This is a genomic window from Hydrogenophaga sp., from assembly GCF_041633695.1.
Taxonomy (GTDB): Bacteria; Pseudomonadota; Gammaproteobacteria; order Burkholderiales; family Burkholderiaceae_C; genus Hydrogenophaga.
Genome location: NZ_JBFJMY010000209.1, coordinates 1 through 7,089 on the forward strand (window position 1 = coordinate 1; position 7,089 = coordinate 7,089).

7 protein-coding genes and 2 pseudogenes are annotated in these 7,089 nt (G+C 62.7%); all 9 read right to left on the reverse strand.

Going from position 1 to position 7,089, the window contains the following annotated elements:
- Positions 1–303: pseudogene (locus ABYB95_RS13505) on the reverse strand (serine peptidase); the annotation flags it as partial.
- An 82-nt stretch (positions 304–385) separates the two neighbouring features.
- Positions 386–1,456, reverse strand: a complete 1,071-nt coding sequence (locus ABYB95_RS13510; RefSeq protein WP_372659081.1) for a MucB/RseB C-terminal domain-containing protein — start codon at positions 1,454–1,456, stop codon at positions 386–388.
- Between the two features lie 25 nt (positions 1,457–1,481).
- Entirely contained in the window at positions 1,482–2,207 is a 726-nt protein-coding gene (locus ABYB95_RS13515; protein ID WP_372659082.1) for a sigma-E factor negative regulatory protein, read from the reverse strand.
- Positions 2,208–2,266: 59 nt separating this feature from the next.
- Entirely contained in the window at positions 2,267–2,908 is a 642-nt protein-coding gene (rpoE, locus tag ABYB95_RS13520) for an RNA polymerase sigma factor RpoE (RefSeq protein ID WP_372659083.1), read from the reverse strand.
- A 207-nt stretch (positions 2,909–3,115) separates the two neighbouring features.
- Entirely contained in the window at positions 3,116–3,598 is a 483-nt protein-coding gene (locus ABYB95_RS13525) for a hypothetical protein (protein WP_372659084.1), read from the reverse strand.
- A gap of 33 nt (positions 3,599–3,631) precedes the next feature.
- A pseudogene (gene fabF, locus ABYB95_RS13530) lies at positions 3,632–4,876 on the reverse strand (beta-ketoacyl-ACP synthase II).
- A 93-nt stretch (positions 4,877–4,969) separates the two neighbouring features.
- Positions 4,970–5,209, reverse strand: coding sequence for an acyl carrier protein (gene acpP / locus ABYB95_RS13535; RefSeq protein ID WP_372659085.1), 240 nt, complete (start codon positions 5,207–5,209; stop codon positions 4,970–4,972).
- Between the two features lie 123 nt (positions 5,210–5,332).
- Positions 5,333–6,094 (reverse strand): 3-oxoacyl-ACP reductase FabG, encoded by a 762-nt coding sequence (gene fabG, locus ABYB95_RS13540; RefSeq protein WP_372659086.1) that lies wholly within the window; start codon positions 6,092–6,094, stop codon positions 5,333–5,335.
- Between the two features lie 26 nt (positions 6,095–6,120).
- Positions 6,121–7,071, reverse strand: coding sequence for an ACP S-malonyltransferase (gene fabD / locus ABYB95_RS13545; protein ID WP_372659087.1), 951 nt, complete (start codon positions 7,069–7,071; stop codon positions 6,121–6,123).
- Positions 7,072–7,089: the final 18 nt, after the last annotated feature.

Here is a 7,089-nt window from a genome sequence, read left to right on the forward strand (position 1 = left end):
GTGTGGTATCGGAATGCCAAAACGGCGGAAGACCTCCAGCATCTGCTCGTCCAGACCGGAGCCCCCCGCACCGGCGCCGGCAGGGGCCCGCGCCAGGGTGCGGATATTGACCACCGAGGGGCCGACGAGTTCGACCAAATCGGTGAAGTCGGGCAAGCCTTTGACCACCGGAGCGCCCACGGAGGGCTGCGCCTGGGCCTGCGCCAATGGGCTGGTCAAAAGCGCGGCCCCGCTCAGGGTGGACAAAGCCGCCGCGAACAGCGCAGCCATCAAAGGGCGACGAGCAAACTGGGTTTTCAACATGGGCATCCTTTGGCGTTGAATCGCATCGATGTGTAGACGGAATGTGGACGGGGATGGTGGGGCATCGCCCAGCGGCACAAGATTACCGGGTGCGCTCCATCATCTGAAGAAAACGCTGCAAGGTGGTCAGGGGTACTTCACCCAGCGCCGTGAGCCAGAAGTCGGCCACGCGGCGGGTCGCCGAGTGTGTCGCCCCGATCACGGCGGAACCCTCTTCGGTGTGGCGCTGGGCATCAAACGGCTCCACGAACAAGGACACCGAAGCCAGTCCATCGGAAAACACCCACTGCATGGGCGGTGCATCTGCCGTGTTGCCGCCGTCCCGGATCTGGCAGCTCATGGGGAAAAATCCCGGCACGGCTTCTTTGAGTCGCCAGCCCTCGGCTGCGGCCGTGGTTTTTTTCAACACCGGCTTGTGCACCGAATAGCCCTGCGTGTTGTTCATCAGCTTGTTGAGCTTGTCCATGCGCACCGGCGCGTCCAGTTGCAGCTCGGAGTACGCAACCTGCTCCAGCACCTGACCCTGCCCGCCCAGCGTCTGCAATTTCACCACCAGACCCGTTTTTTTCTCGGACCAGATGCGGTAGCCAAAGCGCCAGCTGTCTTTGGGCAGGATCTCCACCACATCGGAGACGTAACCGGCGATCCGCTCGCTTCTACCCTCGCGTGCGCTGTAAAAGTCGGGAATGGCGTTGTTGGGCGTGCGCAGCAATTCCGGGAACAGGCCCAGCGACTCACGCGTTTCCAGCCAGGCCGTCTTGGACTCTGGAATGAAGGTGATGACCTCGTTGTTGCGGCGGATGGTGGTGCGCGGCGCGCCGGTCAGCGTATCGATGCGCTCCATTTGCTGCACGCCATCGCACACGTGCCAGATGCGAGACGCCGACATGCTGGTACCCGCCGACACCACCAAGGTGCCCATGTAGGCGCGCTGGCGCGAGGCCTCGTGTATGCGGGTGAGCCATTCGGTCACGGTTCGCGCGCTGCCCGCACTGGCATCGGCGGCCGCTGCGGGTTCGGGCAGGAAAAAAGTTGCGCACAACAAGGCCAGGCACAGCGCCCGCTTGGAGCCCAAGCCCAGGGCATCGCCGGGTACGCGAACGGCATTCACCAGCCGACGGGGCAAAGCCAGCGGCAAGGGCAAAACATTCATGGTCAAAAACAGGCTCATGCAAAAATCAACGCGCTGGCGCGTCGTAGGTGGCATTGCGCAAAAATCCCGCCGGCATTTGCAAAGCCGATGTGCCGCCGTATTGGCGGTGTTCGGCCAGCAACTCTTCCAGATGGGCGTCCCGGATCACCACGCCTTGTTGCGTGTTCACGAGCACCGAGTTGGCAGCCACGGGTGTGCGGGTCGGTGCGGAACTGGCCACCACAGAAGGGGGTGCCGCCGCGAGCTGCGAGCCCCCGCCCAATGGCGATGAGCCCAAAGACAAGGCTTGCCAGCTCACAGCCATCACCGCTGCGGCAGAGGCCAGACCCGCCACCAATTTCCAGCGAAAGACCGGGTCGTTGGCCGCCGCTTCGCGCGACCTTGTGGCGCTCACCGGGGCAGGCACGACGGACACCGGCTGGGGCCGCTCATCGGGCAGACGCGCGCGAACACCGGCGAGAAAATCGGCCGGTGGCTTGGCCGCCACGGGGGGTACCGCCGCACGCAAAACATCGCCGATCACCTGGTAGCTGTGCCAGGTGGACAACATCTCGGTGCTGCCACGGGCCTGTAACAGCAAGGCGTCCAGTTCAGGCCCGCCCAGCTCGCCATCCACCAAGGCCGACCAGGCAGCGGCATCTTCAAGATCGGCGCCAGACCGTTGAAACGCGTCCACGCCCACGGATGTATTCAACGCAGCCAAGGCGTCGTCCTGTGCATCCGGGTCCGGGTAGTGTGTAGCGGTGTTCATCTTGGGCTTTCAAAGGGTTCGGTACAGCGGCAGGGGCTTGTGGTGGTTCGGCGACCGCGTCACCACCGTTTGCCGGTCTGGCGTTCCAGCATGGGCTTGATGCGGTTCGAGATCGCTTCTCGGGCCCGAAATATCCGGGAGCGGACCGTCCCTATCGGGCAATCCAGCGCCTGGGCGATCTCGTCGTAGCTCAAACCCTCCATCTCGCGCAAGGTGATAGCCATGCGCAATTCTTCGGGCAAGGCGTCCATGGCCGCATTGACCGCAACGGCAATTTCTTTGCTGGCCAGGATCGCCTCGGGCGTTTCCGTATCGGCCACATTGGCATTTAGTTCGCGTTCGGACGAGGAAGTTTCATCGTCGTCGTTGGATTTCATCTGCGACTGGAACACCAGCGGGTCGCGCTTGAGCTCCATCAGCTGTTTTTTGGCGGTATTGACCGCAATCCGGTACAGCCAGGTATAGAACTGCGCGTCGCCCCGGAACTGGGCCAGCGCGCGGTAGGCCCGGATAAAGCTCTCCTGGGCGATGTCCTGCACCAGGTCGCTGTCGCGCACCATGCGCCCGATCAAGCGCTCCACCCGCCTCTGGTACTTGATCACCAGCAGATCGAACGCGCGCGATTCGCCGGCCAGCGTGCGCTGAACCAGCATGGCATCGCTGTCAGGCGGTGGCGGGGCGGTGTGATCTTCCAGGGACATGAGGGCAGCGAATCGAATCAGGACGTTGGGAGTGCTTGGGGAGGTCGACCGGATTCCAGCCATGGCTGCAAATCCCGCGCAACAGCCCGTCGGGGTCCAGGCGCGGCACCGCATCGCGGTCCATCGCCCACACGGCCAGACAAAGCGGCGGGTGGCCGCAGCAATATACCGCAACGGCCTGTGCCTCCCGGCGGCGGCGAACGGGATTCACCGAGCCGACGCCATCAAGGCCCTGCGCAATGCATTCCAGTTGGCCGGACTGGACTGGCGCTGCGCCCATATCCAGCTGCAAACCCCATCGGCATTGCGCAGGCGCAGCAATACGCGGCTCTGCAGATCCAGCATCAACTCCACGCGCTGCAAGGGCGCGCCGGTTTGGTAGGCCACGCTCTGCCATCGCCAAAGCCCTTTTTCGGATGGGCGCTCCACCGAGCCGGCGGTGGCATCCCAGTGCAATTGCCCCCTGGGCGCCAACCACCAGCTGCGCCAGACAAAGCCACACCAGCTCAGCCACAACAACAAGCCCACACCCGCAGTCCAAGAAGATCGCCCGGCGCGGCCAAAGTCATCGGGCCAGCCCGACCACCACAGCACCCAGACCACCAGACCCAGGCCAGCCAAGAGCAGCAGCATTCGGGCGTAGAAAGCACAACGCCCCACCGGGTACATCACCGATGGGGCGTTGCGCATGCGTGCGTACAGCCGAGCCGCGAAACGCGTCGTTCAGACGCGCTTGAACACCAGCGAGCCGTTGGTGCCGCCAAAACCGAAGTTGTTTTTGAGCGCGACGTCGATCTTCATGTCCCGCGCGGTATTGGCGCAGTAGTCCAGGTCACATTCGGGATCCTGGTTGAAGATGTTGATCGTGGGCGGGCTTTTCTGGTGGTGCAAGGCCAACACCGTGAACACGCTCTCGATGCCACCGGCGCCGCCGAGCAAGTGCCCCGTCATCGACTTGGTGGAATTGACGACCGTCTTGTAAGCGTGATCGCCGAGCGCCGCCTAGATGGCGTTGGACTCGTTGATATCACCCAATGGTGTCGATGTGCCGTGCGCGTTCACGTAATCCACCTGGTCCGCATTCACACCGGCGTTGCGCATGGCGCTCAACATGGCGCGGCGTGGGCCGTCCATATTGGGCGCCGTCATGTGCCCGGCGTCGGCGCTCATGCCAAACCCGCCCAGCTCGGCGTAAATCTTGGCACCACGCGCTTTGGCGTGTTCGTACTCTTCCAGCACCATCACACCCGCGCCCTCGCCCAAGACAAAGCCATCCCGGTCTTTGTCCCAGGGACGGGAGGCCGTTTTGGGATCGTCGTTGCGGGTGGACAGCGCGCGCATGGCGGCAAAGCCACCGATACCGAGTGGCGACGTGGTGGCTTCAGAGCCCCCCGCGACCATCACGTCGGCATCGCCGTATTCGATCATCCGCCCGGCCTCGCCAATGCAATGCAAACCTGTGGTGCAGGCGGTCACGATGGCGATATTGGGGCCTTTGAAGCCGAAACGGATCGACACATGACCCGAGATCATGTTGATGATGGAAGCCGGTACAAAGAACGGCGTGATGCGGCGCGGGCCGCGGTTGGTCAGCTCGGTGTGCGTCGCTTCGATCATCGGCAATCCGCCAATGCCCGAACCGATGACACAGCCGATCCGAACCGCTTGCTCATCGCCCAGCGCTTCGCCGGTAGGCAAACCCGCGTCTTTGACAGCTTCGACCGCAGCGGCGATACCGTAATGGATAAAGGTGTCCATCGTGCGCGCTTCCTTGGCGCTCAGATAGGACTCCAGATTGAAATTTTTGACCTCGCCAGCGATCTGGCAAGCGAAGTTTGACGCGTCAAACTTGGTGATGAGGTCTATGCCGGACTGACCGGCGAGCAACTGGTTCCAAGCCTCAGCAACCGTGTTTCCCACGGGGCTGATACAACCCAGACCAGTCACGACAACACGACGACGGGTCATTGACCACTCCCGAATTCAAGGCATGGCGTGCAGCGCCGGTCACCCCAGGTGAGTTGGCGCCTGGCGGTGTCCTGACCACTGCACATGGGCGCGTCAGGCCTTTTGATTGGCGGTGGCGTAATCGATGGCGTTTTGCACGGTGGTGATTTTCTCGGCGTCTTCGTCGGGAATCTCGATACCGAATTCATCCTCAAGGGCCATCACCAGCTCGACCGTGTCCAGAGAATCGGCGCCGAGGTCGGCCACGAAAGCTTTTTCGTTGGTGACTTGGCCCTCTTCCACGCCGAGTTGTTCGGCAATGATTTTTTTAACACGTGCTTCGATATCGCTCATAAGTCCCTCTAAGGGTGGTTGAAATACAGGCCGTCATTTTAGCCGTGCCAGAGATGGGTCTCTAAACGGTCTGCCGGACGGCTTTTCGGCGGTGAGTGAAGTGTCTGGTGCAAGCGCAGGGTATCAGCTCATGTGCATGCCGCCGTTGACGTGCAGTTCCTGCCCCGTCACATAGGCGGCCTGCGGACTGGCCAGATAGGCCACCGCATGCGCGATGTCGGCCGGTTTGCCCAGGTGCCCCAGAGGAATCTGCGACAGCAAAGCCTTTTGCTGTTCTTCCGGCAAGGCCGCCGTCATATCGGTTTCGATGAACCCGGGTGCCACGCAGTTGACCGTGATGTTGCGACTGCCCAGTTCCCGTGCCAGCGCGCGGGTCATGCCGGCCACGCCCGCCTTGGCGGCCGCGTAGTTGGCCTGCCCCGCGTTGCCCGAAGCGCCCACCACACTGGTGATGCTGATGATGCGGCCATAGCGCTGCTTCATCATGGGCCGGATAGCGGCGCGGCTCATGCGAAAGACGGCCTTGAGGTTGGTGTTGAGCACCGCGTCCCAATCGTCGTCTTTCAAGCGCATCGCCAACATGTCGCGGGTGATGCCGGCGTTGTTCACCAACACGTGCAGACCACCGTGGCCCTTCACCAGCTCGTCCATCAAGGCGTCCACGGCTTCGGCCTGGTTGACATCCAGACACGCACCGCGACAGCCTGCAGCCGCACCCGGCGTGGCTTGCAGCGCTGCACTGATGCGTTGTGCGCCGTCCGGCGTGGTGGCGGTGCCGATCACGATCAGGCCACGGGCCGTCAACTCCTGTGCAATGGCTGCGCCAATGCCACGCGAGGCGCCGGTCACCAGCGCGACCTGACCTTCAAACTTGATTTCAGACATCTATAGCCTTGCTTTCTTGCAGGTGTTCAGGCCAGTTGGGCGCTGACTTCGTTCATGCTGGCCGGATCAAAAAGCGCCAGCCCCGTGAGTTCGGCGTCGATGCGTTTGACCATGCCGGCCAGCACCTTGCCCGGGCCGCATTCGGCCAAGGTATGGATACCCCGCGCCTTGATCGCACCCACACACTCCACCCAGCGCACCGGACCAAAGGCCTGCCGATACAGCGCGTCGCGGATGCGCTGCGCATCCGATTCGACGGCCACATCGACGTTGTTCACCACGGGAATTTGAGGCGCTTCAAAACGCGTCTCGGCCAATTTTTCTTTCAGCTTCTCGGCCGCAGGCCGCATCAGGCTGGAGTGGAAAGGCGCCGACACAGGCAAGGGCAAAGCACGCTTGGCGCCATTCGCCTTGAGCACTTCACAAGCTTTTTCCACCGCGGCTTTGCTGCCGGCAATCACCGTCTGACCCGGGTCGTTGAAGTTCACGGCTTCCACCACTTCGGTGCTGCCTGCCCCAAACGTGGCCTGGGCTTCGGCACAACCGGCGATCACCGACGCTGCATCCATGCCCAGAATGGCCGCCATGGCGCCCGTGCCCACAGGCACCGCTTCTTGCATGGCGTTGGCGCGGAAACGCACCAGTGGCGCCGCCTGCGCCAGCGTGAGCACGCCCGAGGCGACCAAGGCCGAATATTCACCCAAAGAATGCCCGGCCAGCACCGCAGGCAACGCGCCATGTTCGGCCAGCCAAACGCGCCACGCGGCAACACCTGCGACCAACATCACGGGCTGGGTATTGGCTGTGATGGCCAGGGCCTCTTTCGGGCCTTGCTCGATCAGATGCCCCAGGTCTTCACCCAGCGCGTCCGACGCTTCTTCCAAGGTTTGTGTCACCGCAGGGTGCCGCTCCCAGCCATTCAACATGCCCACGGATTGCGAGCCCTGACCGGGAAAAACAAAGGCAAATGGTTTCATAAATCAATCGCGTACAAA

Excerpts from the sequence above, each read along its gene's own strand:
- ABYB95_RS13510 (WP_372659081.1), bottom strand. The coding sequence starts at position 1,456 with ATGAATGTTTTGCCCTTGCCGCTGGCTTTGCCCCGTCGGCTGGTGAAT.
- ABYB95_RS13515 (WP_372659082.1), bottom strand. The coding sequence starts at position 2,207 with ATGAACACCGCTACACACTACCCGGACCCGGATGCACAGGACGACGCC.
- rpoE (WP_372659083.1), bottom strand. The coding sequence starts at position 2,908 with ATGTCCCTGGAAGATCACACCGCCCCGCCACCGCCTGACAGCGATGCC.
- ABYB95_RS13525 (WP_372659084.1), bottom strand. The coding sequence starts at position 3,598 with ATGCGCAACGCCCCATCGGTGATGTACCCGGTGGGGCGTTGTGCTTTC.
- acpP (WP_372659085.1), bottom strand. The coding sequence starts at position 5,209 with ATGAGCGATATCGAAGCACGTGTTAAAAAAATCATTGCCGAACAACTC.
- fabG (WP_372659086.1), bottom strand. The coding sequence starts at position 6,094 with ATGTCTGAAATCAAGTTTGAAGGTCAGGTCGCGCTGGTGACCGGCGCC.
- fabD (WP_372659087.1), bottom strand. The coding sequence starts at position 7,071 with ATGAAACCATTTGCCTTTGTTTTTCCCGGTCAGGGCTCGCAATCCGTG.